Origin of the sequence: Phytobacter diazotrophicus (assembly GCF_052061655.1) — a bacterium.
In the GTDB taxonomy this organism is placed as follows: domain Bacteria; phylum Pseudomonadota; class Gammaproteobacteria; order Enterobacterales; family Enterobacteriaceae; genus Phytobacter; species Phytobacter diazotrophicus.
In genome coordinates this window covers 89,349-113,652 of record NZ_CM125428.1, presented here as the reverse complement: position 1 = coordinate 113,652, position 24,304 = coordinate 89,349, and the positions used below count along the sequence as shown (strand labels likewise).

The window sequence follows — 24,304 nt, the reverse complement described above, 5'->3', positions numbered from 1 at the left end:
CGATGAGCACAAAAGCAATTTATCCCGGTACGTTTGATCCCATCACTAACGGGCATATTGATATCGTGACCCGCGCCGCCACCATGTTCGATGAAGTGGTGATGGCGATTGCCGCCAGCCCAAGCAAAAAACCAATGTTTACGCTCGATGAACGCGTGGCGCTGGCTCAGGAAGCAACCAAACAGATTCCCAACGTCACGGTGATGGGCTTTAGCGATTTGATGGCCAATTTTGCGCGCGCCCAGCAGGCGAACATTCTGATTCGTGGCCTGCGTGCGGTGGCAGATTTTGAATATGAGATGCAACTGGCGCATATGAATCGCCATCTGATGCCTGACCTGGAAAGCGTATTTCTGATGCCATCAAAAGAGTGGTCGTTTATTTCCTCCACTCTTGTAAAAGAGGTGGCGCGCCATGCCGGTGATGTCACTCATTTCCTGCCAGCCAATGTCCACCAGGCGCTGCTGAAAAAGCTGTAGGGCGTTCTTCCCGGAGGCGGCGCTTGACGCGCCTTGTCCGGGCTACCAGTCCGTAACCTTTAGCCCGGCTAAGCGCAGCGCGAGCCGGGATAAACGCAACCACCGCACTTTACTTCTGGCACTGGCGGCAATAAAACGTCGCCCGCTGTGCATGTTTTGACGCAATAATCGGCGTACCACACGCCCGGCACGGCTCACCTTTACGTCCATAAACCTGCAATTCCTGCGCAAAATACCCGGGCTTACCGTCGCTTTGCAGAAAATCTTTCAGCGTGGTACCGCCCTGCTCAATCGAACGCAGCAGCACGGCTTTAATCACCCGCACCAGCAGCTCACACTCCTCGCGCGACAGTGACGAGGCAAGTCTGTCAGGATGGATCCCGGCGGCAAACAGCGACTCGCTGGCATAGATATTGCCCACCCCCACCACCAGCTTGTTATCCATCAACCACGGCTTAATGGCGGTCTTTTTCTTCGCACATTTCTGTTGCAGGTAATCGGCATTAAACGCCTCGCTTAACGGTTCCGGCCCCAGATGCGCCATCACATTGTGACCTTCCAGCTCTTTCGCCCACAGCCAGGCGCCAAAGCGTCGTGGATCGGTGTAACGCAGCACTTTGCCATTGCTCATTACCAGATCGACATGGTCATGTTTTTCCGCCGGGAGGTCTTCGGTGAGAATACGCAGGCTGCCGGACATCCCCAGATGGATGATTATCCAGCCGTCCGGTAACTCCAGCAGCAGGTATTTGGCACGGCGCTGCACGCTGAGAACCGGTTTATCGCTCAGCCGATGAATTTCATCCGAGACAGGCCATCGGAGGCGTCCGTTACGGACGATAGCATGAAGAATTTTGGCACCGACCAGATGCGGTTCAATACCGCGGCGGCTGGTTTCTACCTCGGGTAATTCTGGCATGTTTATTTCTCCTTATTTCCCCAATGTAATTTGAGTCACAGGAAGGCGGCAAGAAGTGAATCCCGGGCGCTTACCTGAGTAGGGGACCAGGGTGAGCGTACACAGCTAACGTACCTGCGGCTCAAACTACGAAGGGCAAAATGCAAAAAACCCCGCCGAAGCGAGGTTTTCGTACAAAGAAAGCGCAAATTATTTAATTTTTGCTTCTTTGTAAAGAACGTGCTGACGGACAACTGGATCGAATTTTTTCAGTTCCAGTTTTTCCGGCTTAGTACGTTTGTTCTTCGTGGTGGTATAGAAGTGACCAGTACCAGCAGAAGAAACCAGCTTGATTTTCTCACGAATACCTTTAGCCATGATTTATTTCCTCTAAGTACTTAGTACTTTTCGCCACGGGCACGCAGTTCAGACAGAACTGTATCGATGCCTTTCTTATCGATTACACGCATACCTTTAGCAGATACGCGCAGGGTGACAAAACGCTTCTCGCTCTCAACCCAGAAACGGTGAGAGTGCAGGTTCGGCAGGAAACGGCGTTTAGTCGCGTTCAGTGCGTGGGAACGGTTGTTACCGGTCACCGGACGCTTGCCAGTAACTTGGCAGACTCGGGACATGTCTATTCTCCAAAAATCAAATTAGCTCGAGCTTCGTATGGGGTATTGGCGCCTCGTCAGGCTTTCACAGCCTGGTCTGACGGTTCTAAGCGAACTCGTGTAGCCAGGCCCAATTGCCAAACCCGAGATTCTCAAAGGTGGCGTAGTATACGCTGAGTCGGCGATGTGCTCAAGTCCCGAACAGACAAAGATCCCGATGGATCGCCCAAAGAGGTCTAAATCCAGCCCCGTTCTGCGAACGAAACGTACTCTCCACGGCCAATCACCAGATGATCGAGCACACGAATATCCATAAACTGACAGCACTTCACCACCCTTTCGGTGATGATTCTATCCGCTTTACTGGGTTCAGCGCTACCCGAAGGATGATTATGCGCAAGGATCACGGCGGCGGCATTCACTTTAATCGCCTCGCGGACAATTTCGCGCGGATGCACTTCCACCTGATTAATGGTGCCGGAAAAAAGACGGCAATGCTTCAACACCCGATTTTGGTTGTCGAGAAAGATCGCCATGAAGATCTCGCGCTCTTCGCCCGTCAACTGGCTTTGCAGAAATTCCCGGGTCAGCTCCGGGCTTAACAATGATGTTTCTTCCAGTAGCCGAACGCTGTAGTAGCGCCGCGCCAGCTCGGCAATGCCTTTTAATTGCGCGTATTTCGCCACCCCAATGCCATTAACGTTGGCAAAATCTTTATAGTCCGCCGAGAGCAGCCCATAGAGTGAGCCGAAGTGCTGCAGCAAATCACGGGAAAGCGTCATCACTGATTTCCCCTGTGTGCCAGTGCGTAAAAACAGCGCCAGTAGCTCGACATCCGTCAGCGACTCAATGCCCGCACTCATCATTTTTTCTCTGGGCAATGGGGGTAAATAAACTATATCCATGTCGAATCCTCCCTTTTACGCACCATGCTGCCACAAGCGAAAAGGGCCATCGACACGGGATCGCCACACTTGCGTAATACCTCGCAAAGAGCACGACGGGCAAAAGCACGACAGCACCAGGATTGTGATAAAATGCCCGCCTTCTGGTGAAATCCAACAGGAAAGAGTCATGATGAGTCTGGCGGGTAAAAAAATCGTTCTCGGCATAAGCGGCGGCATCGCGGCTTACAAAGCGCCTGAACTGGTGCGTCGTCTGCGCGATCGCGGCGCCGATGTGCGCGTTGCGATGACCGAAGCAGCGAAAGCCTTTATTACGCCGCTGAGCCTGCAGGCGGTTTCCGGCTACCCGGTTTCCGACAGTCTGCTCGACCCGGCCGCCGAAGCCGCAATGGGCCATATTGAGCTTGGCAAATGGGCCGACCTGGTCATTCTCGCCCCCGCCACCGCCGATTTAATCGCGCGCGTCGCCGCCGGTATGGCCAATGACCTGGTGTCAACAATCTGCCTTGCCACGCCTTCTCCGGTTGCGGTTGTGCCTGCCATGAACCAGCAGATGTACCGCGCCGCCGCCACTCAGCATAATTTAGAGGTGCTGGCCTCGCGCGGCCTGTTATTGTGGGGCCCGGATAGCGGCAGCCAGGCCTGCGGCGACATTGGGCCGGGCCGGATGCTGGATCCGCTAACCATCGTTGATCTCGCCGCCGCGCATTTCTCGCCTGTCAACGATCTGCAACATCTGAACATCATGATTACCGCCGGTCCGACCCGCGAGCCGCTGGATCCGGTGCGTTATATTACAAACCACAGCTCCGGCAAGATGGGCTTTGCCATCGCTGCGGCGGCTGCCCGTCGTGGCGCTAACGTGACGCTGGTGGCAGGCCCGGTGTCGTTGGCAACGCCAGCATGGGTCAAACGGATTGACGTGACTACCGCTCTGGAGATGGAGGCCGCAGTACAGGGTCTTGCTCAGCAGCAGCACATTTTTATTGGCTGTGCCGCCGTCGCGGATTATCGCGCCGCCGCCATTGCCGACGAAAAAATCAAAAAGCAAGGCGATGAATTAACAATAAAAATGGTCAAAAACCCGGATATCGTCGCCGGTGTCGCCGCATTGACCGAGCATCGCCCCTATGTCGTTGGGTTTGCCGCCGAAACAAATAATGTGGAAGAATATGCCCGGCAAAAACGTGCCCGCAAAAACCTCGACCTGATCTGCGCTAACGACGTTTCGCAATCAAATCAAGGCTTTAATAGCGACAATAACGCTTTGCATCTTTTCTGGCAGGATGGCGATAAACATTTACCGCTAAAGAGCAAGGAACAGTTAGGCCACTTATTACTGGACGAGATCGTTACCCGTTATGATGAAAAAAATCGACGTTAAGATTCTGGACCCGCGTGTAGGCAAGCAATTCCCACTGCCGACCTACGCCACCGCCGGTTCTGCCGGCCTTGATCTGCGTGCCTGTCTCGACGACGCCGTAGAGCTGGCACCGGGCGCGACCACCCTGCTGCCGACCGGTCTGGCGATTCATATTGCCGATCCGTCGCTTGCCGCAGTGATTCTGCCGCGCTCTGGCCTTGGCCATAAGCATGGTATTGTGCTGGGTAACCTGGTAGGGCTCATTGACTCTGACTATCAGGGGCAACTGATGGTATCCGTCTGGAACCGTGGTCAGGACAGCTTTACCATTGAACCCGGTGAGCGCATCGCGCAAATGGTGTTTGTCCCGGTCGTTCAGGCTGAATTTAATTTGGTTGAAGAGTTTGACGCCACAGATCGTGGTGAAGGTGGCTTCGGTCACTCCGGGCGTAAATAAGCAGCCCATTTAACGCATCCTGCGGCGAAATAACGCCATAACATTTCCGCAAACACCGGTTTGCGGCCGCCGCGTGGATGTTCGCCTGATAAGCGCTTATTTCAGGGGTATTTTGCAACATGGCAGAAAAACAAACCGCGAAAAGGAATCGTCGCGAAGAAATACTTCAGTCTCTGGCACTGATGCTTGAATCCAGCGATGGAAGTCAACGCATCACGACGGCAAAACTGGCGGCGTCTGTTGGCGTCTCCGAGGCCGCTTTGTACCGTCATTTCCCTAGCAAGACACGCATGTTCGATAGCCTCATTGAGTTTATCGAAGATAGCCTGATTACCCGTATCAACCTGATCATGAAAGATGAAAAGGACACCACAGCGCGCCTGCGTCTGATTGTGCAACTGATTCTGGGGTTTGGTGAGCGTAATCCAGGGCTGACCCGCATTCTTACCGGTCATGCGCTGATGTTTGAACAGGATCGCTTACAGGGGCGTATCAATCAGCTTTTCGAGCGTATCGAATCCCAGATTCGCCAGGTGCTGCGCGAAAAGAAGATGCGTGAAGGCGAAGGCTACGTCACTGACGAAACGCTGCTGGCAAGTCAGTTGCTGTCGTTTTGTGAGGGGATGTTGTCGCGCTATGTGCGTAGCGAGTTCAAATACAGTCCGACCGATGAGTTTGAAGCACGCTGGCCCTTGCTGGCTGCACAGTTGCAATAAACGATAAGTTATCCCGGATGGCGGTTAACCGCCTTATCCGGGCAACTCTTTCGATCTATCCCAGGTACGCCGGGAATACTATTAAATCCCGTACTCTTCCCGATATGCCTTCACCGCGGCCAGATGGTCAGCCATTTCCGGCTTCTCTTCCAGATAAGCAATCAGCTCTTTCAGGGTGATAATTGAAATCACTTTGCAGCCGTAGTCGCGCTCCACTTCCTGGATCGCGGAAATATCCGCGCGTCCACGCTCCTGACGATCAAGGGAGATCAGCACGCCTGCCAGCGTCGCGCCGTTCGCCTGGATTATCTCCATGGATTCGCGAATTGCAGTACCGGCAGTGATCACATCATCCACCAGCATGACGCGGCCCTGCAATGCGCTGCCGACCAGCGTGCCACCTTCACCGTGGTCTTTGGCCTCTTTGCGGTTAAAGCAATACGGCACGTCACGCTCGTGATGCTCAGCCAGCGCGACTGCTGTGGTGGTCGCGATAGGGATACCTTTGTAGGCCGGGCCAAACAACAGGTCGAAATCAATTTTCGAATCCACCAGCGCGGCGGCATAAAAACGGCCCAGCAACGCCAGATCACGCCCGGTATTAAACAGGCCGGCGTTAAAGAAATAGGGGCTCTTACGCCCGGATTTCAGGGTGAACTCGCCAAACTTGAGTACCTGTTTGTTAAGCGCAAACTCAATAAACTCACGCTGATACTGTTTCATGGATTCGCTCCTCATCTAAGAACCTGTCCCCATCAGGCTATCTTACTTGCCAGTTTTAACCTGGGCAGTGCTCAAATCCTCACGTACTTCGTGTACGTTCCGGATTTTCCGCGCTGTCCGCGTTCAAACGGTCTTCGCCGATAACGCCGGCTGGGAAAGGGTTTCACTTTTCTATGGACAAAAAAAAGGCGACTTCTCAGTCGCCTTAAAAACTAGTTTGCCAACGCCGCTTTCTGCGTCGCAATAATCGATTCGATTCCCCCTCGGGCCAACGCCAGCAAGGTCAGGAGTTCTTCGTGGGTGAACGGTTCGCCCTCGGCGGTGCCCTGAACTTCAATGATGCGCCCATCTTCGGTCATCACTACGTTCATATCGGTTTCCGCTGCGGAGTCTTCCACGTATTCCAGATCGCAAACCGCTTCGCCATTGACGATGCCGACTGAAACCGCCGCCACCAGCCCTTTCATCGGGTTCGCTTTCAGTTTGCCTGCGCTTACCAACGCGTTCAGCGCATCGGCCAGCGCAACGCATGCTCCGGTGATGGAGGCAGTACGGGTACCGCCATCGGCCTGAATCACGTCGCAGTCCAGGGTAATGGTGTATTCACCCAGCGCCGTTAAGTCTACCGCCGCACGCAGCGCACGGGCGATAAGACGCTGAATTTCCATGGTGCGCCCGCCCTGTTTGCCCTTCGCCGCTTCGCGCGCGTTACGGGTGTGGGTGGAACGCGGCAGCATGCCATATTCGGCGGTGATCCAGCCCTGGCCCTGGCCTTTGAGGAAACGCGGCACACCCTCTTCAAGGGTGGCGGTGCACAGCACTTTGGTATCACCAAATTCAACCAGCACGGAGCCTTCTGCGTGTTTTGTGTAATTACGGGTCAGGGTGACGGGACGCACCTCGGTGGTGCTACGGCCTGATGGACGCATGATGATTTCTCCGGCTGTTACGAATGTGGCTGCGCATTATACTGGCTTACCAAGGTTATTCCTATCCTGATAAGCCCATGAAAGCTATAATCCCCGCATCTCTCCTTAAAAAACGGGAACGTCTATGATCCGCAGTATGACCGCCTACGCCCGGCGTGAAATCAAGGGTAGCTGGGGCTCTGCCTCATGGGAACTGCGCTCGGTAAACCAGCGTTATCTTGAAACTTACTTCCGTCTGCCGGAACAATTTCGTAGCCTGGAACCTGTGGTTCGCGAGCGCATCCGTACGCGTCTGACTCGCGGGAAAATCGAATGTAATCTGCGTTTTGAACCTGACGCCAGCGCCCAAAGCGAACTGATTCTCAACGAGAAACTGGCAAAACAGCTGGTGAACGCCGCCAACTGGGTCAAAATGCAGAGCGATGAAGGCGAAATCAACCCGGTGGATATTCTGCGTTGGCCGGGCGTTATGGCCGCTCAGGAACAGGATCTGGACGCCATTGCCGCTGAAATTCTGTCTGCCCTTGATGGCGCGCTGGACGATTTTATCATCGCCCGCGAAACCGAAGGCCAGGCGCTGAAAGCCTTAATTGAGCAGCGTCTGGAAGGCGTCAGCACTGAAGTGAAAAACGTGCGTGCACAGATGCCGGAAATCCTGCAATGGCAGCGCGACCGCCTGGTAGCAAAACTGGAAGAAGCGCAGGTCCAGTTGGAAAATAACCGACTGGAACAAGAGCTGGTGCTGATGGCACAACGTATCGACGTTGCCGAAGAGCTTGACCGTCTGGAAGCGCACGTTAAAGAAACCTACAACATCCTCAAGAAGAAAGAGGCTGTGGGCCGCCGTCTCGACTTTATGATGCAGGAGTTCAACCGTGAGTCGAACACCCTGGCGTCTAAATCTATCAATGCCGATGTCACCAATTCAGCCATTGAGCTGAAAGTGTTGATTGAGCAGATGCGTGAGCAGATCCAGAACATCGAATAATCCCGAGCCCGCGCCCTGAAAGCCCGCAACGCTGCGGGCTTTTTTATTTTCTGCCCTCCGCTCCCGGCCATCGCTTTACAGGTCCGTACCGCCCCCGGTATTGTGATTTTCAGGTTTCCACCTGTCCGGACTTTTTATGTCTTCACCCTCGCGACCGATTCATGTTCGTACGCTAACGGCCATACTGATGCTCTGTGCCGCAGGGGCACAGGCAGGAGATACGCGCACCGTCACCCAACCCGTCACACCGTCGCCTTGTCAGACCCTTTATGCCAGCGGAACAGACGATGCAACGCAGGCAATCCAGACGGCGCTCAATACCTGCGCTCGCGGAAAAACAGTGCATCTGGCCGCAGCAGAAAACACGGATACCTTCTACAGTGGCCCACTCAGCCTGCCATCGGGCGTTAGCCTTGCGATTGATAAAGGAGCAACGCTGAGGGCTGTCGCCAACCCGGCCCGCTTCGACACAGGCAAACAGACCTGTGGCACGCTGGATGATTCAGGGAAGGGCTGTAAACCGTTTATCTGGATTAGGGACGCGGTCGGCAGCGGGATTTATGGACAGGGGACAATTGATGGTCAGGGTGGCACGGTCATGGCTGGGCGAAACCAGACATGGTGGCAACTGGCAAAAGAGGCGCAAAAAAGCGACAGCAAACAGAATGCGCCTCGCTTAATCCAGATTGATAACTCCTCAGATATCACGCTGTACCAGATAACCCTTAAAAACGCGCCGAATTTCCACATAGTGGGCAACCGCAGCAACGGGCTGACCCTGTGGGGGATCACTATCGACACCCCCGCTTTCGCGCGCAATACGGATGGTTTTGATCCTATGGGCTCGACGAACGTGACGCTCACCCACAGTGTGATCGGCACCGGGGACGATAATGTCGCCATTAAGGCCGGGAATACCAGCGCATCCCATATCTCCATTGTGGATAACCACTTTGGCTCCGGGCACGGCATGTCCATTGGTAGCGAAGTCAATAAAGGTGTGAGTGATGTGGACGTCAACCAGCTCACCCTGAACGGCACAACCAACGGGCTGCGCATTAAAAGCGACCGCTCGCGCGGTGGTCTGGTCACCGGAGTCACCTATCGCAATATCTGCATGGAAAACGTGAAAAACCCGATTGTTCTGGACACGCGCTACGAACCTAAAGAAGGGCATCTGCTCCCCATCTTTCGCGATATCACGTTTGATCATGTGAAAGTGCTTACGGCAGGTACGCTGACATTTCAGGGAGACAGCGACAGCAATCCGATTGTGACCACCCTGAAAAATGTGACGCTTGCCAGGGGTTCGGAAATGCACAAAAAATACGCCATTATCCAGGGCACAATCGCGCCAGGCCCCACGGGATCATGCCCTTGAGATAAACACGTGGGAACATCGCAAAGCAAAATATGGCCGTCATAGCGAAAGATCTCATCGCTGCTGCAAAAGTGACGGCGCTAAAAGCCAGCAATTCCGTGCTCACCCAGCCAGGCCACCAGCGTCTTAACCACTGGCTCCTGAATAAAAGTCATGACCTGGCGGGCTTTCCGGGCACCGATGCCCGGCAGGCGCTGCCACGCCTGGTCGCTTCGGTCCTGCATCTGCTGCCAGTGGGTATCCCCGGCAGCCTGAATTGCCGACGTCGTTAACGGCAGACCAAGGGCATAAACCCAGCGCACAAAGGGCCGCTCCCGGGCAAGTTCGAAGCGATGCCAAAGCTGCCGTCCGCGAGCAGGTGTTATCCCGGCTGTTTCCTGTAGCTGCGTTTCGGTTAACGCCAGCCAGGAAAAGAGATGTTCAAACCGATGCGCCTGATGCAACGCACGCCAACCCGCCTCCCCCAGCCCCTCAATATCCAGCGCCTGCTTTGAACTCAGCCACGTCAGCCGGGCCAGAAATTGATCCTGACATTCTGGCGAGGCATAAAAACAGGTGAGCGGCGTGAAAACCGGGGCAGGCGGCTGCGGTTTAACGCGAACCTGCCCGCGCCAGACCACATCATCAATACGTGGGATCCCTTGTCCTGCAAGGCTCACCACTACCCGGTCGCCAGGCGCAATATCCAGCTCCTGCCAACGCCGCACGGAACCAACATTGACCCGCTGCACACGTTTATCGTCCAGTTGTACCGGCTCCAGATGAGCAACGACAGCAATTTTCCCGGTACGCCCGACGGTAAAGCGGATATTTTTCACCTCGGCGACCTGTTCAACTGGCGGATATTTCCATGCCGCGACCCAGACACCCTGCCCAGGGAGCCACTGTTTTCCTTGCGGCTCTTGAGCACTTCGTACCACCACGCCATCGGTCACAAAGGGCAGCGCGGTAGTGAACCAGCGTTCGCGAAGGACCTCCACCTCATTGATATTGGTGACGGGCACACTGTAGCGTTCCACCCAGTCAAACCCGGCCTGCGTTAATAATTGCAGGCGATGCGCTAACGCTTGCGGCCCGTCCGGCCAGCTCCAGATAAAGACGGCAATGTCGCTTAACACATCCGACCCGCCTCGTCTCATCATGGCGCCCGCCACTTTGGCCCGGGCGTTCATGCCACCCATCTGTTTTTGAATATGGCCATCGCGCTTTAAAAACAGCTCGCCTTGTAAGACGCTGTTTGCCAGTGCGCCGGTAACAGTTTGCGGCAGTGCGGGAATACGGTGGGCATTCTCCGTCCAGTCTTCGCCTGCCAGTCCATTCCCCCGGCTGATGACCCGCTCCAGTTTGCCGTGGCGATAGACCAGTGTGACCGCCACGCCGTCCACTTTCGGCTGTGCCCAAAGAGCTGCTTTACCCGCCATCCATTTACGCAGCGCGTCTTTATTACGCAGTTTATCAACCCCCGTATGGGCAATCGGGTGCCTTACCGTACCGCCCGCTACGGCTGGCGCATCACCGACCGTCTCCTGCCCAAAACAGCGCCGCCAGTTCGCAAGCTGGGCATTGAGATTGTCGTAAACATCGTCGCTCACGGCGCTCGCGCCCTGCAGCCAGTAATCCTCATTCCACTGCGCAATCTGTTTTTCCAGTTGTGCAATCTCTTGTTCTGCTCGCGCTGGCGTCCACACCGGGCAGGCCGCGTTGCTGCATACGCTCCAGACCACCGTGCCGATCATCATAAATATCCTTATCCACATTTCGCCGTCTCCTTAGCTGAATGCAGCGGGTATATCGCGACGGAAATAGGTTTTCGAGGCACTAAAACAGAGTTTGCGAGGTGGGTTCCGGCGTTTTTCACCGTTTGCAGAAAAAGGGTGGCAAATCAGGGAAAAGGCGCGCAAAACACCATTATCCACAGTAAAAAGTGTGACGAGGGCTACGTCACGTTGCGCCGTTGTGTATAATAGGCACGTATGTAAGTTTCCTTTCGCAATTCACATACAAAAGACTCTCATGGCTCAAGGCACGCTTTATATTGTTTCCGCCCCCAGTGGCGCGGGTAAATCAAGCCTCATTCAGGCTTTATTAAAAACCCAACCGTTGTATGACACCCAGGTTTCTGTTTCACACACCACGCGCGCGCCGCGTCCGGGTGAAGTGCACGGTGAACACTATTTCTTCGTTAATCATGCCGAATTTAAAGCGATGATTGATGATGACGCCTTCCTTGAGCACGCCGAGGTATTTGGCAATTATTACGGCACATCGCGCGCTACGATTGAGCAGGTTCTTAAAACCGGCGTAGATGTATTCCTGGATATTGACTGGCAGGGCGCACAGCAAATCCGCATGAGAATGCCGCAGGCGCGCAGCATCTTTATTTTGCCGCCGTCGAAAATCGAGCTGGACAGACGTCTGCGTGGTCGCGGTCAGGACAGCGAAGATGTTATCGCAAAGCGCATGGCGCAAGCAGTTGCGGAAATGAGCCATTACGCAGAATATGATTACCTTATTGTGAACGATGATTTCGATACCGCCCTGGGCGACCTCAAAACCATCATTCGCGCCGAACGTCTGCGTATGGGCCGCCAGATGCAGCGACATGACGCTTTAATCAGCAAACTGTTGGCAGACTGAACTCACATTCAGTATCATGCCCAGTCCATCACCATCTGTGGAGCATTTTAAATATGGCACGCGTAACTGTTCAGGACGCTGTAGAGAAAATTGGTAACCGTTTTGACCTGGTACTGGTCGCCGCGCGTCGCGCTCGTCAGATGCAGGTAGGCGGAAAGGATCCGCTGGTACCGGAAGAAAACGATAAAACCACCGTTATCGCGCTGCGCGAAATCGAAGAAGGTCTGATCAACAATCAGATCCTCGACGTACGTGAGCGCCAGGAACAGCAAGAGCAGGAAGCCGCTGAATTACAAGCCGTTACCGCTATTGCTGAAGGTCGTCGTTAATCAATAAGCGGGTCGCCCTTGTATCTGTTTGAAAGTCTGAATCAACTGATTCAAAACTACCTGCCGGAAGACCAGATCAAGCGTCTTCGGCAGGCGTATCTCGTTGCACGTGACGCTCACGAGGGCCAGACACGTTCAAGTGGTGAACCCTATATCACGCACCCGGTTGCCGTAGCCTGTATCCTGGCCGAGATGAAACTCGACTACGAAACGCTGATGGCCGCGCTGCTGCATGACGTGATTGAAGATACCCCCGCAACCTACCAGGACATGGAACAGCTATTTGGCAAAAGCGTTGCCGAACTGGTAGAAGGGGTGTCAAAGCTTGATAAGCTCAAGTTCCGCGATAAGAAAGAGGCGCAGGCCGAAAACTTTCGCAAGATGATTATGGCGATGGTGCAGGATATCCGCGTCATTCTCATCAAACTCGCCGACCGTACTCACAACATGCGCACGCTGGGCTCTCTTCGCCCGGATAAACGTCGCCGCATCGCCCGTGAAACTCTCGAAATTTACAGCCCGCTGGCGCACCGTTTAGGTATTCATCACATCAAAACCGAGCTTGAAGAGCTGGGCTTTGAAGCGTTGTATCCGAACCGTTATCGCGTCATCAAAGAAGTGGTAAAAGCTGCGCGCGGTAACCGTAAAGAGATGATTCAGAAGATCCTTTCTGAAATCGAAGGGCGTCTGCAGGAAGCGGGAATTCCGTGTCGCGTCAGCGGTCGCGAAAAACACCTGTACTCCATCTACTGCAAGATGGTGCTCAAAGAGCAGCGTTTTCACTCGATTATGGATATCTACGCCTTCCGCGTTATCGTCCATGATTCCGACACCTGCTATCGCGTGCTGGGCCAGATGCACAGCCTCTACAAACCGCGTCCGGGTCGCGTTAAAGACTATATCGCCATTCCAAAAGCGAACGGCTATCAGTCTCTGCACACCTCGATGATCGGTCCTCACGGCGTCCCGGTTGAAGTGCAAATTCGCACCGAAGACATGGACCAGATGGCGGAAATGGGGGTTGCAGCACACTGGGCCTATAAAGAGCACGGCGAAACCAGCACCACCGCACAAATCCGCGCCCAGCGCTGGATGCAAAGCCTGCTCGAACTGCAACAGAGCGCAGGCAGCTCGTTTGAATTTATTGAGAGCGTTAAATCTGATCTCTTCCCGGATGAGATTTATGTTTTCACCCCGGAAGGCCGCATCGTGGAACTGCCAGCAGGCGCGACCCCGGTCGACTTCGCCTATGCGGTTCACACCGACATCGGCCACGCCTGTGTGGGCGCACGCGTCGACAGGCAGCCATATCCTCTGTCGCAGTCGCTTTCGAGCGGGCAAACCGTAGAAATCATTACCGCGCCGGGCGCTCGTCCGAACGCGGCATGGCTTAACTTTGTCGTGAGCTCAAAAGCGCGCGCCAAAATTCGCCAGTTGCTGAAAAACCTCAAGCGTGATGATTCGGTGAGCCTTGGCCGCCGTCTGCTCAACCACGCACTGGGTGGAAGCCGTAAGCTGGCGGAAATTCCGCAAGAACATATTCAGCGCGAACTGGACCGCATGAAGCTCGCCTCGCTTGACGATCTGCTGGCGGAAATCGGCCTCGGCAACGCCATGAGCGTGGTAGTGGCGAAGAACCTGCAGCAGGGCGAAGCGACGGCGACAGCGCAAAGCACCGGTACCGCCGCGAGTGTCAGTGCCAGTGGCGGACATTTGCCGATCAAAGGTGCGGATGGTGTGCTGATCACCTTCGCGAAGTGCTGTCGTCCGATTCCCGGCGACCCGATTGTAGCGCATGTTAGCCCCGGCAAAGGGCTGGTTATCCACCATGAATCTTGCCGTAACATCCGTGGCTACCAGAAAGAGCCAGAGAAGTTTATGGCCGTTGAGTGGGACAAGGACACCGCGCAGGAATTTATCACCGAAATCAAGGTAGATATGTTCAACCATCAGGGCGCACTGGCGAATCTGACCGCGGCAATCAACACCGCGTCTTCCAATATTCAAAGCCTGAACACGGAAGAAAAAGACGGCCGCGTTTACAGCGCCTTTATCCGTCTGACGTCTCGCGATCGCGTCCACCTGGCGAACATCATGCGCAAAATCCGCGTCATGCCGGATGTGATTAAAGTCACTCGTAACCGAAACTAGTATGTCCTACACCAAAGCATTCGAATTGCATCGAGGCAGCAAGCGAATGAAACCCCAGGAGCGAACAGAAGTACGTAACTGGGGCGAGAGAGTGCAGCTAACGCTGAGGCAATTTGAAGGATGAAGTGTATATGAATGCACAACGTTATGCGCGAATCCGCGAGATGCTAGCCAGACGTCAGCCGGACCTGACCGTATGCATGGAGCAGGTCCACAAACCGCATAACGTCTCCGCGATTATCCGCACCGCAGACGCCGTCGGCGTACATGAAGTTCACGCCGTCTGGCCGAGTCGTCGCATGCATACCATGCTGTCATCCGCTGCGGGCAGCAACAGTTGGGTGGAAGTGAAAACGCACCCGACCATCGGTGACGCCGTTTCCCAACTGAAAGCGGCGGGAATGCAGATCCTGGCGACACACCTCTCAGACAAAGCCGTAGATTTTCGCGAGATCGACTACACCCGTCCCACCTGTATTTTGATGGGGCAGGAGAAAACCGGGATCAGCCAGGAAGCATTAGATCTGGCGGATCAGGACATTATCATCCCGATGATCGGTATGGTGCAGTCGCTGAACGTCTCCGTCGCCTCGGCGCTTATCCTCTACGAAGCCCAGCGCCAACGGCAAAATGCTGGCATGTACCTGCGCGAAAACAGCATGCTGCCGGATGAAGAACAACAGCGTCGGCTGTTTGAAGGTGGTTACCCGGTACTGGCGCGCGTGGCAAAACGCAAAGGTCTGCCTTATCCCCGCGTCAACGAGCATGGCGAAGTGGACGCCGACGACGCCTGGTGGGCCACCATGCAGGCTGCGAGATAACGCCTATGCAAGGTCGCCTGTTGGATGCCGTTCCCCTCAATACCCTTACCGGCGTTGGTGCGGCGCAGGCCAGCAAACTTGCAAAAATCGGCCTGCACACGGTGCAGGATTTACTGCTGCACCTGCCTCTACGCTACGAAGATCGCACCCAACTCTACCCCATTGCCGACCTGCTGCCGGGCATTTATGCCACGGTGGAAGGCGAAGTGCTGAACTGCAACATTACCTTTGGCGGGCGTCGGATGATGACCTGCCAGATAAGCGACGGTTCCGGCATTCTGACCATGCGTTTTTTCAACTTCAACGCGGCGATGAAAAACAGCCTCGCGACCGGGCGTCGCGTGCTGGCCTACGGTGAAGCAAAACGCGGGAAGTTCGGCGCAGAGATGATCCACCCGGAATACCGTGTTCAGGGCGATCTCAGTACCCCGGAATTACAGGAAACCTTAACGCCTGTTTATCCGACGACCGAGGGGATAAAACAGGCGACGTTGCGCAAGCTCACCGACCAGGCGCTGGACCTGCTTGCCACTTGCGCGATTGCTGAACTGCTACCGCCAGAGCTGGCACAGGGGCTGATGACACTGCCGGAAGCCTTGCGCACTCTGCATCGTCCGCCGCCGACACTGCAGCTTGCTGAGCTGGAAACCGGGCAACACCCGGCGCAAAGACGTTTAATTCTCGAAGAGTTACTGGCACACAATCTCAGCATGCTGGCGTTGCGTGCCGGGGCGCAGCGTTATCACGCAAAGCCGCTGAATCCTCAGGATAGGCTGAAAAATGCCCTGCTGGCCTCGCTGCCGTTCAAACCTACCGGCGCGCAGGCGCGCGTGGTGGCAGAAATTGAACGCGATATGGCGCTCGATGTGCCGATGATGCGCCTTGTACAGGGCGACGTGGGTTCCGGGAAAACGCTGGTGGCGGCGCTGGCGGCATTGCGGGCGATTGCCAACGGCAATCAGGTGGCCCTGATGGCGCCGACCGAGCTGCTGGCTGAACAACACGCCAACAATTTCCGCAACTGGTTCGCGCCGCTCGGCGTGGAAGTGGGCTGGCTGGCGGGTAAGCAGAAAGGCAAAGCACGCCAGGCGCAGCAAGAGGCCATTGCCAGCGGCCAGGTACAAATGATCGTCGGCACGCACGCCATCTTCCAGGAACAGGTGCAGTTTAACGGCCTTGCGCTGGTGATCATCGACGAACAGCATCGGTTTGGCGTACATCAGCGCCTGGCGCTGTGGGAGAAAGGCCAGCAACAGGGCTTCCATCCCCACCAGTTGATCATGACTGCAACACCCATTCCGCGCACCCTGGCGATGACCGCCTATGCCGATCTCGACACCTCGGTTATCGACGAACTCCCACCGGGCCGAACGCCTGTGACCACCGTTGCCATTCCGGATACCCGACGCAGCGATATTATCGATCGCGTACGCAACGCCTGTACCGGGGAAGGTCGCCAGGCCTACTGGGTCTGTACGTTGATTGAAGAGTCCGATCTGCTGGAAGCCCAGGCAGCGGAAGCCACGTGGGAAGAGTTAAAGCTGTCCCTGCCGGAGCTGAATATCGGCCTGGTCCACGGACGCATGAAGCCTGCGGAAAAACAGGCGGTGATGCAGGCCTTCAAACAGGGCGAGATGCATCTTCTGGTGGCGACCACCGTGATCGAAGTGGGCGTGGACGTGCCCAACGCCAGCCTGATGATTATCGAAAACCCGGAGCGTCTGGGTCTTGCGCAACTCCACCAGCTACGCGGTCGTGTCGGTCGCGGCGCGGTAGCCTCACACTGCGTGCTGCTCTACAAATCACCGCTGTCGAAAACCGCGCAAAAACGCCTGCAGGTGCTGCGCGACAGTAACGACGGCTTTGTGATTGCGCAAAAAGATCTGGAGATTCGCGGCCCCGGTGAATTGCTCGGCACCCGTCAGACCGGGAATGCCGAGTTCAAAGTGGCTGATTTGCTGCGCGACCAGGCGATGATCCCGGAAGTGCAGCGCATTGCTCGTCATATTCACGAACGCTATCCCCGGCAGGCCGAAGCCCTTATCGAGCGCTGGATGCCGGAAACAGAGCGCTATTCAAACGCCTGATTACTGTTTGTGATAGACGTTATCAAAACTGACGTTCATGCCGCCGCAATAGCCGCTATCACGAACGATTAAGTTGCCATTAACCAGTTGTGCCGCCCCGCTGCAAGTGTATCCCTCTTTCGGGTTTCCCCAGTGCAGCGCATTCCCTTGTGGCGTTATTGTCTCATCGAGATCGCCGGTATGGACAATGTCATATCCTTGCGAATCTTTTCCGCCATACCAGGTCGCCTGTCCCTCGACGTTAATCTGCCCTTTCCCCACAGACGTAATATGAATTTCATTGTCACCCAATTCGGCATGCCATTTACCGGTCCATTCGGCGAGCGTCACGTTGTGAATCGGCTGCTTTTCTAAGGACTTAGTGGGCATCCAGCCGACAAATTCATGCTTTTTCCCTGAGTACCAGACGCAGCTCCAGCCCGGCACTTCTTGTGCTACCAGTACCGTGTCACCCGCCACCAGATACGGTTTTGTTGCGCACACTTCACCCTGTCCCGGGCAGCCATCATCGTCGCGGTAAAAATGCACGTTGGCATTGGCATCGGTTTTCACTTTCGCCTGGTTGAAGACGCCTGGCCAGGTGGGGAAACTGCCATTACGACAGGTATGCAGATCGTATTCGTCAGCGAGACATCCGGCGGAGAAAAAGGCCAGGGCGAGCAGTATTTTTCCTTTCATATCAATCCCTAATTTTTAATTATCATGCGCGATTGCCGATGATTTTAGCATTGCGCAAATTCTGCGGAACGATAAAAGCGCGAACCACCTAAAATCGGGGGGCCTTAGAACCCAACTTGCCGCTCTCAACATTCTTTATAAAAGTACGTTTTATTGTTTAGCAACCGTTTGCTTTTACCAAACAGTCCGATAGAATCTCCGCTTTTCCATCAGGGGATTGTTTGCGATGTCTGTCAACACCATCGAGTCCGAAAATGCGCAAACGGTTGCGCATACCCAGCCCAGTGAGCTGATCTACCGCCTTGAAGACCGCCCACCGCTGGCGCAAACCATTTTTGCCGCGCTACAGCACCTGCTGGCGATGTTTGTTGGCGTTATCACGCCAGGCCTGCTGATTTGCCAGGCGCTGGGTTTACCGGCTCAGGATACGCAGCACATCATCAGCATGTCGCTGTTCGCCTCCGGCGTCGCATCCATCATCCAGATTAAAGCCTGGGGCCCGGTCGGGTCCGGCCTGCTGTCTATTCAGGGCACCAGCTTTAACTTCGTTGCGCCATTAATTATGGGCGGAACCGCACTAAAAACCGGCGGCGCCGATGTGCCGACGATGATGGCCGCCTTGTTCGGCTCCCTGATGCTGGCAAGCTGTACCGAGATGGTCATCTCCCGCATTCTGCCGTTTGCCCGCCGCATCATTACCCCGCTGGTCTCCGGCGTGGTGGTGATGATCATCGGCCTGTCGCTGATTCAGGTCGGCCTGACGTCTGTGGGCGGTGGCTTCGGCGCGATGGCAAACCATACCTTTGGCGCGCCGAAAAACCTGCTGCTGGCAGGTATCGTTCTTGCCATCATCATTCTGCTGAACCGCCAGCGTAACCCGTACCTGCGTATCGCCTCCCTGGTCATTGCGATGGCGGTCGGCTACCTCGTCGCCATGATGATGGGTATGCTTCCGGCTTACAACGCGCCGGGCAGTACCTTTATGATCCCCACGCCGCTGTATTATGGCCTGAGCATCGACTGGAACCTGCTGCTGCCGCTGATGCTGGTGTTTATGATCACCTCGCTGGAAACCATCGGCGATATCACCGCGACCTCTGACGTTTCTGAGCAGCCGGTTTCCGGCCCGGCCTATATGAATCGCCTTAAAGGCGGCGTACTGGCAAACGGTCTGAACTCCTTTGTTTCTGCGGTGTTCAATACCTTCCCGAACTCCTGTTTCGGCCAGAACAACGGCGTGATTCAGCTCACCGGCGTCGCCAGCCGTTATGTGGGTTTCTTCGTTGCCGTCATGCTGATGGTGATGGGTCTGTTCCCGGCCGTTGCCGCCTTCGTTCAGCAACTGCCTGAGCCGGTGCTCGGCGGTGCAACGCTGGTGATGTTCGGTACCATTGCCGCATCTGGCGTACGTATTGTTTCCCGCGAGCCGCTGAACCGCCGCGCAATCATGATCATCGCCCTGTCGCTGGCCGTTGGCCTGGGCGTCTCCCAGCAGCCAATGATTCTGCAATTCGCTCCTGACTGGCTGAAAAACCTGCTCTCTTCCGGTATCGCTGCCGGTGGCATCACCGCTATCGTGCTGAACCTGGTTTTCCCTACCGATAAGCAGTAATCCCAACAGAGGCAGCGGATGTTTTCCGTTGCCTCTGTAACGCTCTTTCACCATTCGTGCCTTGAGGAATGCGCATAAATCGTGCATAACTCCTGTACAGGCTTACGAGGGTGGAAGATCATGAAATTTATTGGAAAGCTGCTAATTTTCGTCATTGTCGTCCTGCTGCTGGCGATGGTGGCCGGTTATTTCCTGCTGCAGACCCGCTGGGGTGCAACGCAGGTTGCTAACTGGGTAAACGAAAAGAGTCAATATCACCTCACCGTTGAGGCCATTGACCACCAGCTTTCCTCGCCTTCCCATGTGCTGTTACGCAACGTCAATTTTGGCCGTAAAGGGCAGCCCGCTACTCTGGTCGCCAAAACCGTTGATATCGGCCTGAGTAGCCGCCAGTTCACAGACCCTCTCCACACCGACACCATTTTGCTGCAGGACGGCACGCTGAATCTGTCCCCGGCCACCGCGCCACTCCCCTTCCAGGCTGACCGTCTGCAACTGAGCAATATGGCCTTTAACAGCCCGGCGACCGGTTGGGATCTGAGTGCGCAACGCGTCACTGGCGGCGTAAGCCCCTGGCAGCCTGTCGAGGGCAATGTGCTCGGCACGCAGGCGCAAATTCAGATGAGCGCCGGTTCGATGACGCTTAACGGCGTGCCCGCCAGCAATGTATTGATTCAGGGCAGCATTGATAAAGGCACGGTTACATTAACCACCATCGGTGCGGATATGGCGCGGGGTTCGCTGACCGGGAATGCACGACGCGACGCGGATGGCGGCTGGGTGGTGGATAACCTGCGGCTGACTGATATTCGCCTGCAGAGCGACAAATCGCTGAAAGATTTCTTTGCACCGCTCACGACTCTGCCGTCGTTGCAAATCGGGCGGCTGGATGTGACCGATGCCCGTCTGCAGGGGCCAGAATGGGCAATTGCCGATCTGGACCTGACGCTGCGTAACCTGACGCTAACCAAAGGCGACTGGCATACAGATGACGGCCAGTTGTCGATGAATGCCAATGAGTTTATCTACGGTTCGCTGCATTTGTTCGACCCGATTATAAACGCGGAATTTACCCCGGCGGGCATCGCGATGCAGCAGTTTACCACTCGCTGGGAAAACGGAATGGTGCGCACATCCGGCTACTGGACGCGCAGCGGAAAAGCGCTGGTGCTGAACGATGCAGCCATCGTCGGGCTGGAATATACGCTGCCTGCCAACTGGAAGCAGTTGTGGATGGACACCCTGCCCGACTGGCTGAATAGCGTCACGCTGACCAGGTTCAGCGCCAGTCGCAACCTGGTGATTGATATCGACCCGGCTTTCCCGTGGCAGTTGACGTCACTGGATGGCTACGGCACCAACGTGCAACTGGCTCGCGACCACAAGTGGGGCGTGTGGAATGGCGATGTGAAGATCAATGCCGCCGCTGCGACCTTTAACCGGGTGGATGTGCGCAGGCCGTCGCTGGCGTTAAGCGCCAACGGCAGTTCGGTGAACATTACCGAGCTGAGCGCCTTTGTCGAGAAAGGGATGCTGGAAGCCACCGCTGTGGTCGGGCAGACGCCGGACCGCACCGTGCGGGTGAGCCTGAACGGGCGTGGCGTGCCGATGAATGTATTGCAGCAGTGGGGATGGCCCGCGTTGCCGATCGGTGGCGACGGTAATCTGCAGTTGAGCGCCACGGGCCGTATTCAGGCCGATGCGCCGTTAAAACCAACGGTTGATGGTGAGCTTTCCGCTGTAAATGCCCAGCAACAACAGGTGAAACAGACGATGCGCAGCGGCGTGGTGTCAGGCGGTGAAGCGGCTGCGCCAGCGTCGGCACCTGTGCCAGTGCCCGCTGAGACACAGCCCACGCCGTAACCCTTTTCCCCGGTGGCGCTGCGCTTACCGGGGCTACCGTTGAGGATGGACGCGTTGTTTACGCCGCATCCGTGAACCTGGCAACCGTGCCGCCAATGCCCCTCACCCCTGCCCTCTCCCTCAAAGGGAGAGGGAGAAAGGCACGCCGCATCCGGGAAAATCACGTCACATTCAAACGCCCATACTCATGGCATAACAACCACTTCACGGGCACATCCTCGTCGATGGTTGGGAAACGCCCGCCGGGCTCGAGGAAATGGTTATCGCGCTTATCATCATTCACCATCGAAATCTCCCAACCGAGCACAAACGCTTTCTCGGCCCAGAAACGGTGATACAGACGCGGTGGCAGACACACCCCCTGCCCCGGTTTTAACACCAGCGTCTCACCGGGCTTAAACGTACGCCGCCGCCCGTCCACACGCACCTCCACCGAACGCCGCTCGTCAAACAGCGCCTCATCCGTCGCCCAGCCGAACTGCATACACAAATCGCCACCGCCCCGGTTCAGAATATCTTCCATTTTATGGCGATGAAAATGCCACGGCGTCTGCTGCTCCTGCTGGATTTGCAACATCTTTTCGGCATACGGCTTCGGGTAGGTGGCTGAATTCAGCGCACCGTTACGCAACGTCAGCAGCGTCAGGCCGGTTTTGCTAAAATCGCCGTGGCCAAAATCGGTGATATCCCAGCCCAGTTGCAGATCCAGCACCTCACTCCATTCCTCCAACGGCTGCTTTCGCCAGGCATCGACGGTGAAAAAGGCAAACTCCGGCAGGCACACCCGGAACGTCTCGGCGATGGCGTGCGCTTTATCAATGGCATAGTTAATCTGTGAACGTTTCATTCTGTTCTCCCGGTTCGAATGGCAAGCCAGGCAGCGCCGCGCATGCCGCTGCTGTCGCCGTGATGGGCTTTCACGATAGGGGTAGAGAAATGATCGGTAAAAACGAAAGGGGCAACGTCGGCTTCAAGATTAGCGATAAGCGACTCTGCATTCGATAACCCACCGCCAATCACAATCACGCCGGGGTCGAGAAGATTCACCACCGTCGCCAGGGTGCGGGCAAGCTGTTGGCGAAACCGCGCCACCTGCCGCACGGCGTTGGGTTCATTCTGCTGCGCCAGCGCCACAATCGCATCACCTGTAAGATGTTGCCCACTGAACAACTGATAGCGCTCGCTCAACCCCGTCCCGGAGACAAACGACTCCACGCAGTTATCCTTACCGCAATAACAACGCACCGTCGGGCCATCGTGCTGCTCGCGGTATCCCGGCAGGGTAATGTGACCGCACTCGGCGGCATTTCCCCACGCGCCGACAAATGGCTGGCGGTGAATGGCTATCCCGCCGCCGCAGCCGGTACCGAGCGTGATACCAAACACCACTTCATGCTGCTGCCCCGCACCGTCACACGCTTCCGACAAGGCGAAACAGTTGCCGTCGTTCGCCATCACCACTGTCTGCCCCAGTAATTGCTGGAGATCCGCCTGCAACGCGCGGCCATTAATGACCTGAATATTGGAATTTTTAATCAGCCCGCTCAGCGGCGAGACGCTCCCCGGCAGGGCAATCCCCGTCATCATCGGCTGCTGCATGTCATGGCGAATCTGGTCAATAAAGGCGACCACCGATTCAACAAACTGCGGATAGCTCGCTTTTTGCGTCGGGCAGCGGTAACGCGCCTTTTCCTGCCCTTGCTCATCCATCACCACCGCCGCGATTTTGGTGCCGCCGATGTCCAGCCCCAGGTAGTACATATCCCTTTCCTTATTGCGAAAGAGGCGGGCGAACCCGCCTCCATGGCCTTAGTAGAGTGACGCTTTCCCGGTTGATCCAAACAGCTTCATTTTGTAGCGGATCACCTCTCGCGCGGCGTTGATCGCGTCCGGGTAGATCACGTTCGGATCCCACCAGGTTTCGCGGGCGAGGATCTCACGCACTTTCTGGAAGTAGGCGTATTTCATGTCGCTGGAGATGTTGATTTTGCCCACCCCCAGGGTCACGGACTCGGCGATTTCCGCATCCGGGTTCGCCGAACCGCCATGCAATACCAGCGGAATATCCAGACGCCCGGCAATGTCGCGCAGAATGTTCATTTGCAACTTCGGCTGCATTCCTTTCGGGTAGATACCATGCGCCGTACCGATCGCCACCGCCAGAGTGTCTGCCCCGGTGCGGGCAATAAAATCCTCTGCCTGTGCCGGGTCGGTATAGGTCACTTCCGACACGCCGCCTTCCACGGATGTGCCCGTTTGCCCGATGGTGCCCAGCTCCCCTTCCACCGAAACGCCCACCGCATGCGCCAGACGCACCACTTCTTTGGTCAGCGCCACGTTCTCCTCATAGGGCAGTAGCGAGCCGTCAATCATCACCGAGGTGAATCCGCACTGGATCGCCCGCAGCACATGCTCGACCGACGCGCCGTGATCCAGATGCAGGGTGAACGGCACCGGGCTGCGCATGGTGATATCGCGGACATAGCCGAAAAAGCTATCCCCGACAAAATCGTGTTCGCTGGGGTGGATGGAGATAATCGCAGGCGTGTTAGTGGCTTCCGCTTCTTCCACCACCGCGCGGATGAAGCAGCTATCCGCCACGTTGAACGCACCAATGGCGAAACCGTGTTGGCGGGTGGGTTTCAGTAACTCTTTCATCGAAATTAACATGTT

Annotated in this window: 24 protein-coding genes; 13 read left to right on the top strand and 11 right to left on the bottom strand. The window is 55.9% G+C overall.

The window, feature by feature from the left end; all coding sequences use genetic code 11:
* The first annotated feature begins 2 nt into the window (after positions 1 to 2).
* Positions 3 to 479 (top strand): pantetheine-phosphate adenylyltransferase, encoded by a 477-nt coding sequence (gene coaD, locus ACS0RQ_RS00560; protein WP_071195076.1) that lies wholly within the window; start codon positions 3 to 5, stop codon positions 477 to 479.
* A gap of 109 nt (positions 480 to 588) precedes the next feature.
* On the opposite strand, the gene mutM is transcribed toward coaD, so the two are convergent.
* The 4 genes from mutM to radC form a co-directional block, all read right to left on the bottom strand.
* Entirely contained in the window at positions 589 to 1,398 is an 810-nt protein-coding gene (mutM, locus tag ACS0RQ_RS00555) for a bifunctional DNA-formamidopyrimidine glycosylase/DNA-(apurinic or apyrimidinic site) lyase (RefSeq protein WP_271849216.1), read from the bottom strand.
* A 189-nt stretch (positions 1,399 to 1,587) separates the two neighbouring features.
* Complete coding sequence (gene rpmG / locus ACS0RQ_RS00550; protein WP_003024094.1) at positions 1,588 to 1,755, bottom strand: 50S ribosomal protein L33; 168 nt, start codon at positions 1,753 to 1,755, stop codon at positions 1,588 to 1,590.
* Positions 1,756 to 1,775: 20 nt separating this feature from the next.
* Complete coding sequence (gene rpmB, locus ACS0RQ_RS00545) at positions 1,776 to 2,012, bottom strand: 50S ribosomal protein L28 (protein WP_002436699.1); 237 nt, start codon at positions 2,010 to 2,012, stop codon at positions 1,776 to 1,778.
* A 215-nt stretch (positions 2,013 to 2,227) separates the two neighbouring features.
* Positions 2,228 to 2,896, bottom strand: coding sequence for a RadC family protein (radC, locus tag ACS0RQ_RS00540; RefSeq protein ID WP_039080115.1), 669 nt, complete (start codon positions 2,894 to 2,896; stop codon positions 2,228 to 2,230).
* A gap of 172 nt (positions 2,897 to 3,068) precedes the next feature.
* Here radC and coaBC point away from each other — a divergent pair, with 172 nt between their 5' ends.
* The 3 genes from coaBC to slmA all read left to right on the top strand — a co-directional run bounded on the left by coaBC (position 3,069) and on the right by slmA (position 5,432).
* Positions 3,069 to 4,280 (top strand): bifunctional phosphopantothenoylcysteine decarboxylase/phosphopantothenate--cysteine ligase CoaBC, encoded by a 1,212-nt coding sequence (gene coaBC / locus ACS0RQ_RS00535; protein WP_271849260.1) that lies wholly within the window; start codon positions 3,069 to 3,071, stop codon positions 4,278 to 4,280.
* Positions 4,258 to 4,716 carry a dUTP diphosphatase gene (dut, locus tag ACS0RQ_RS00530; protein WP_039080113.1) on the top strand — a complete coding sequence of 153 codons (459 nt, stop codon included), beginning with the start codon at positions 4,258 to 4,260 and terminating at the stop codon, positions 4,714 to 4,716. The genes coaBC and dut overlap by 23 nt, the downstream gene beginning before the upstream one ends.
* 119 nt (positions 4,717 to 4,835) lie before the next feature.
* On the top strand, positions 4,836 to 5,432 hold the full coding sequence (gene slmA, locus ACS0RQ_RS00525) for a nucleoid occlusion factor SlmA (RefSeq protein ID WP_039080112.1): 597 nt from the start codon (positions 4,836 to 4,838) through the stop codon (positions 5,430 to 5,432).
* Between the two features lie 81 nt (positions 5,433 to 5,513).
* On the opposite strand, the gene pyrE is transcribed toward slmA, so the two are convergent.
* Together pyrE and rph are read right to left on the bottom strand one after the other, a co-directional pair.
* Positions 5,514 to 6,155 carry an orotate phosphoribosyltransferase gene (gene pyrE / locus ACS0RQ_RS00520; RefSeq protein ID WP_039080111.1) on the bottom strand — a complete coding sequence of 214 codons (642 nt, stop codon included), beginning with the start codon at positions 6,153 to 6,155 and terminating at the stop codon, positions 5,514 to 5,516.
* A 212-nt stretch (positions 6,156 to 6,367) separates the two neighbouring features.
* Complete coding sequence (gene rph, locus ACS0RQ_RS00515) at positions 6,368 to 7,084, bottom strand: ribonuclease PH (RefSeq protein ID WP_039080110.1); 717 nt, start codon at positions 7,082 to 7,084, stop codon at positions 6,368 to 6,370.
* A gap of 124 nt (positions 7,085 to 7,208) precedes the next feature.
* Between rph and ACS0RQ_RS00510 the strand changes: the two genes are divergently transcribed.
* Both ACS0RQ_RS00510 and ACS0RQ_RS00505 read left to right on the top strand, forming a co-directional pair.
* Positions 7,209 to 8,072 (top strand): YicC/YloC family endoribonuclease, encoded by an 864-nt coding sequence (locus ACS0RQ_RS00510; RefSeq protein ID WP_108700444.1) that lies wholly within the window; start codon positions 7,209 to 7,211, stop codon positions 8,070 to 8,072.
* Positions 8,073 to 8,208: 136 nt separating this feature from the next.
* Complete coding sequence (locus ACS0RQ_RS00505; protein ID WP_271849206.1) at positions 8,209 to 9,453, top strand: glycoside hydrolase family 28 protein; 1,245 nt, start codon at positions 8,209 to 8,211, stop codon at positions 9,451 to 9,453.
* Positions 9,454 to 9,533: 80 nt separating this feature from the next.
* Here ACS0RQ_RS00505 and ligB read toward each other — a convergent pair whose 3' ends face one another.
* The gene (ligB, locus tag ACS0RQ_RS00500) at positions 9,534 to 11,192 is read right to left on the bottom strand and encodes an NAD-dependent DNA ligase LigB (RefSeq protein ID WP_499079255.1); all 1,659 of its coding nucleotides are present in this window, start codon (positions 11,190 to 11,192) and stop codon (positions 9,534 to 9,536) included.
* A 274-nt stretch (positions 11,193 to 11,466) separates the two neighbouring features.
* Between ligB and gmk the strand changes: the two genes are divergently transcribed.
* From gmk to recG, 5 genes are all read left to right on the top strand, one after another.
* Positions 11,467 to 12,090 (top strand): guanylate kinase, encoded by a 624-nt coding sequence (gene gmk, locus ACS0RQ_RS00495; protein WP_039080107.1) that lies wholly within the window; start codon positions 11,467 to 11,469, stop codon positions 12,088 to 12,090.
* A gap of 53 nt (positions 12,091 to 12,143) precedes the next feature.
* Positions 12,144 to 12,419, top strand: a complete 276-nt coding sequence (gene rpoZ, locus ACS0RQ_RS00490; protein WP_000135058.1) for a DNA-directed RNA polymerase subunit omega — start codon at positions 12,144 to 12,146, stop codon at positions 12,417 to 12,419.
* An 18-nt stretch (positions 12,420 to 12,437) separates the two neighbouring features.
* Positions 12,438 to 14,570, top strand: a complete 2,133-nt coding sequence (gene spoT, locus ACS0RQ_RS00485; protein WP_039080106.1) for a bifunctional GTP diphosphokinase/guanosine-3',5'-bis pyrophosphate 3'-pyrophosphohydrolase — start codon at positions 12,438 to 12,440, stop codon at positions 14,568 to 14,570.
* 131 nt (positions 14,571 to 14,701) lie between these two features.
* Positions 14,702 to 15,391, top strand: a complete 690-nt coding sequence (trmH, locus tag ACS0RQ_RS00480; RefSeq protein ID WP_039080105.1) for a tRNA (guanosine(18)-2'-O)-methyltransferase TrmH — start codon at positions 14,702 to 14,704, stop codon at positions 15,389 to 15,391.
* 5 nt (positions 15,392 to 15,396) lie between these two features.
* Positions 15,397 to 17,478, top strand: a complete 2,082-nt coding sequence (gene recG / locus ACS0RQ_RS00475; protein ID WP_071195082.1) for an ATP-dependent DNA helicase RecG — start codon at positions 15,397 to 15,399, stop codon at positions 17,476 to 17,478.
* Here recG and ACS0RQ_RS00470 read toward each other — a convergent pair whose 3' ends face one another.
* The gene (locus tag ACS0RQ_RS00470; RefSeq protein ID WP_271849205.1) at positions 17,479 to 18,156 is read right to left on the bottom strand and encodes a hypothetical protein; all 678 of its coding nucleotides are present in this window, start codon (positions 18,154 to 18,156) and stop codon (positions 17,479 to 17,481) included.
* 226 nt (positions 18,157 to 18,382) lie between these two features.
* On the opposite strand from ACS0RQ_RS00470, the gene ACS0RQ_RS00465 reads away from it, so the two are divergent.
* Both ACS0RQ_RS00465 and ACS0RQ_RS00460 read left to right on the top strand, forming a co-directional pair.
* On the top strand, positions 18,383 to 19,768 hold the full coding sequence (locus tag ACS0RQ_RS00465) for a uracil-xanthine permease family protein (protein WP_039080103.1): 1,386 nt from the start codon (positions 18,383 to 18,385) through the stop codon (positions 19,766 to 19,768).
* Between the two features lie 120 nt (positions 19,769 to 19,888).
* Positions 19,889 to 21,631, top strand: a complete 1,743-nt coding sequence (locus tag ACS0RQ_RS00460; RefSeq protein ID WP_271849204.1) for an AsmA family protein — start codon at positions 19,889 to 19,891, stop codon at positions 21,629 to 21,631.
* A gap of 160 nt (positions 21,632 to 21,791) precedes the next feature.
* Here the strand turns inward: ACS0RQ_RS00460 and ACS0RQ_RS00455 are convergent, their stop codons facing one another.
* From ACS0RQ_RS00455 to ACS0RQ_RS00445, 3 genes are read right to left on the bottom strand one after another with little or no spacing between them, the layout of a single operon-like run.
* The gene (locus ACS0RQ_RS00455; protein ID WP_271849203.1) at positions 21,792 to 22,478 is read right to left on the bottom strand and encodes a D-lyxose/D-mannose family sugar isomerase; all 687 of its coding nucleotides are present in this window, start codon (positions 22,476 to 22,478) and stop codon (positions 21,792 to 21,794) included.
* The gene (locus ACS0RQ_RS00450; RefSeq protein ID WP_271849202.1) at positions 22,475 to 23,392 is read right to left on the bottom strand and encodes an ROK family protein; all 918 of its coding nucleotides are present in this window, start codon (positions 23,390 to 23,392) and stop codon (positions 22,475 to 22,477) included. Before ACS0RQ_RS00450 ends, ACS0RQ_RS00455 begins: the two co-directional genes overlap by 4 nt.
* 48 nt (positions 23,393 to 23,440) lie before the next feature.
* Positions 23,441 to 24,301: a ketose-bisphosphate aldolase gene (locus ACS0RQ_RS00445; protein WP_039080099.1), complete on the bottom strand. Its 861-nt coding sequence runs from the start codon at positions 24,299 to 24,301 to the stop codon at positions 23,441 to 23,443.
* Between the last annotated feature and the right edge of the window lie 3 nt (positions 24,302 to 24,304).

Excerpts from the sequence above, each read along its gene's own strand:
- trmH (WP_039080105.1), top strand. The coding sequence starts at position 14,702 with ATGAATGCACAACGTTATGCGCGAATCCGCGAGATGCTAGCCAGACGT.
- rpoZ (WP_000135058.1), top strand. The coding sequence starts at position 12,144 with ATGGCACGCGTAACTGTTCAGGACGCTGTAGAGAAAATTGGTAACCGT.
- ACS0RQ_RS00470 (WP_271849205.1), bottom strand. The coding sequence starts at position 18,156 with ATGAAAGGAAAAATACTGCTCGCCCTGGCCTTTTTCTCCGCCGGATGT.
- dut (WP_039080113.1), top strand. The coding sequence starts at position 4,258 with ATGATGAAAAAAATCGACGTTAAGATTCTGGACCCGCGTGTAGGCAAG.
- recG (WP_071195082.1), top strand. The coding sequence starts at position 15,397 with ATGCAAGGTCGCCTGTTGGATGCCGTTCCCCTCAATACCCTTACCGGC.
- rph (WP_039080110.1), bottom strand. The coding sequence starts at position 7,084 with ATGCGTCCATCAGGCCGTAGCACCACCGAGGTGCGTCCCGTCACCCTG.
- ligB (WP_499079255.1), bottom strand. The coding sequence starts at position 11,192 with ATGATGATCGGCACGGTGGTCTGGAGCGTATGCAGCAACGCGGCCTGC.
- coaBC (WP_271849260.1), top strand. The coding sequence starts at position 3,069 with ATGAGTCTGGCGGGTAAAAAAATCGTTCTCGGCATAAGCGGCGGCATC.
- gmk (WP_039080107.1), top strand. The coding sequence starts at position 11,467 with ATGGCTCAAGGCACGCTTTATATTGTTTCCGCCCCCAGTGGCGCGGGT.
- rpmB (WP_002436699.1), bottom strand. The coding sequence starts at position 2,012 with ATGTCCCGAGTCTGCCAAGTTACTGGCAAGCGTCCGGTGACCGGTAAC.
- ACS0RQ_RS00510 (WP_108700444.1), top strand. The coding sequence starts at position 7,209 with ATGATCCGCAGTATGACCGCCTACGCCCGGCGTGAAATCAAGGGTAGC.
- ACS0RQ_RS00465 (WP_039080103.1), top strand. The coding sequence starts at position 18,383 with ATGTCTGTCAACACCATCGAGTCCGAAAATGCGCAAACGGTTGCGCAT.
- ACS0RQ_RS00505 (WP_271849206.1), top strand. The coding sequence starts at position 8,209 with ATGTCTTCACCCTCGCGACCGATTCATGTTCGTACGCTAACGGCCATA.
- mutM (WP_271849216.1), bottom strand. The coding sequence starts at position 1,398 with ATGCCAGAATTACCCGAGGTAGAAACCAGCCGCCGCGGTATTGAACCG.
- pyrE (WP_039080111.1), bottom strand. The coding sequence starts at position 6,155 with ATGAAACAGTATCAGCGTGAGTTTATTGAGTTTGCGCTTAACAAACAG.
- ACS0RQ_RS00455 (WP_271849203.1), bottom strand. The coding sequence starts at position 22,478 with ATGAAACGTTCACAGATTAACTATGCCATTGATAAAGCGCACGCCATC.
- ACS0RQ_RS00450 (WP_271849202.1), bottom strand. The coding sequence starts at position 23,392 with ATGTACTACCTGGGGCTGGACATCGGCGGCACCAAAATCGCGGCGGTG.
- radC (WP_039080115.1), bottom strand. The coding sequence starts at position 2,896 with ATGGATATAGTTTATTTACCCCCATTGCCCAGAGAAAAAATGATGAGT.
- ACS0RQ_RS00445 (WP_039080099.1), bottom strand. The coding sequence starts at position 24,301 with ATGTTAATTTCGATGAAAGAGTTACTGAAACCCACCCGCCAACACGGT.
- rpmG (WP_003024094.1), bottom strand. The coding sequence starts at position 1,755 with ATGGCTAAAGGTATTCGTGAGAAAATCAAGCTGGTTTCTTCTGCTGGT.
- ACS0RQ_RS00460 (WP_271849204.1), top strand. The coding sequence starts at position 19,889 with ATGAAATTTATTGGAAAGCTGCTAATTTTCGTCATTGTCGTCCTGCTG.
- slmA (WP_039080112.1), top strand. The coding sequence starts at position 4,836 with ATGGCAGAAAAACAAACCGCGAAAAGGAATCGTCGCGAAGAAATACTT.
- coaD (WP_071195076.1), top strand. The coding sequence starts at position 3 with ATGAGCACAAAAGCAATTTATCCCGGTACGTTTGATCCCATCACTAAC.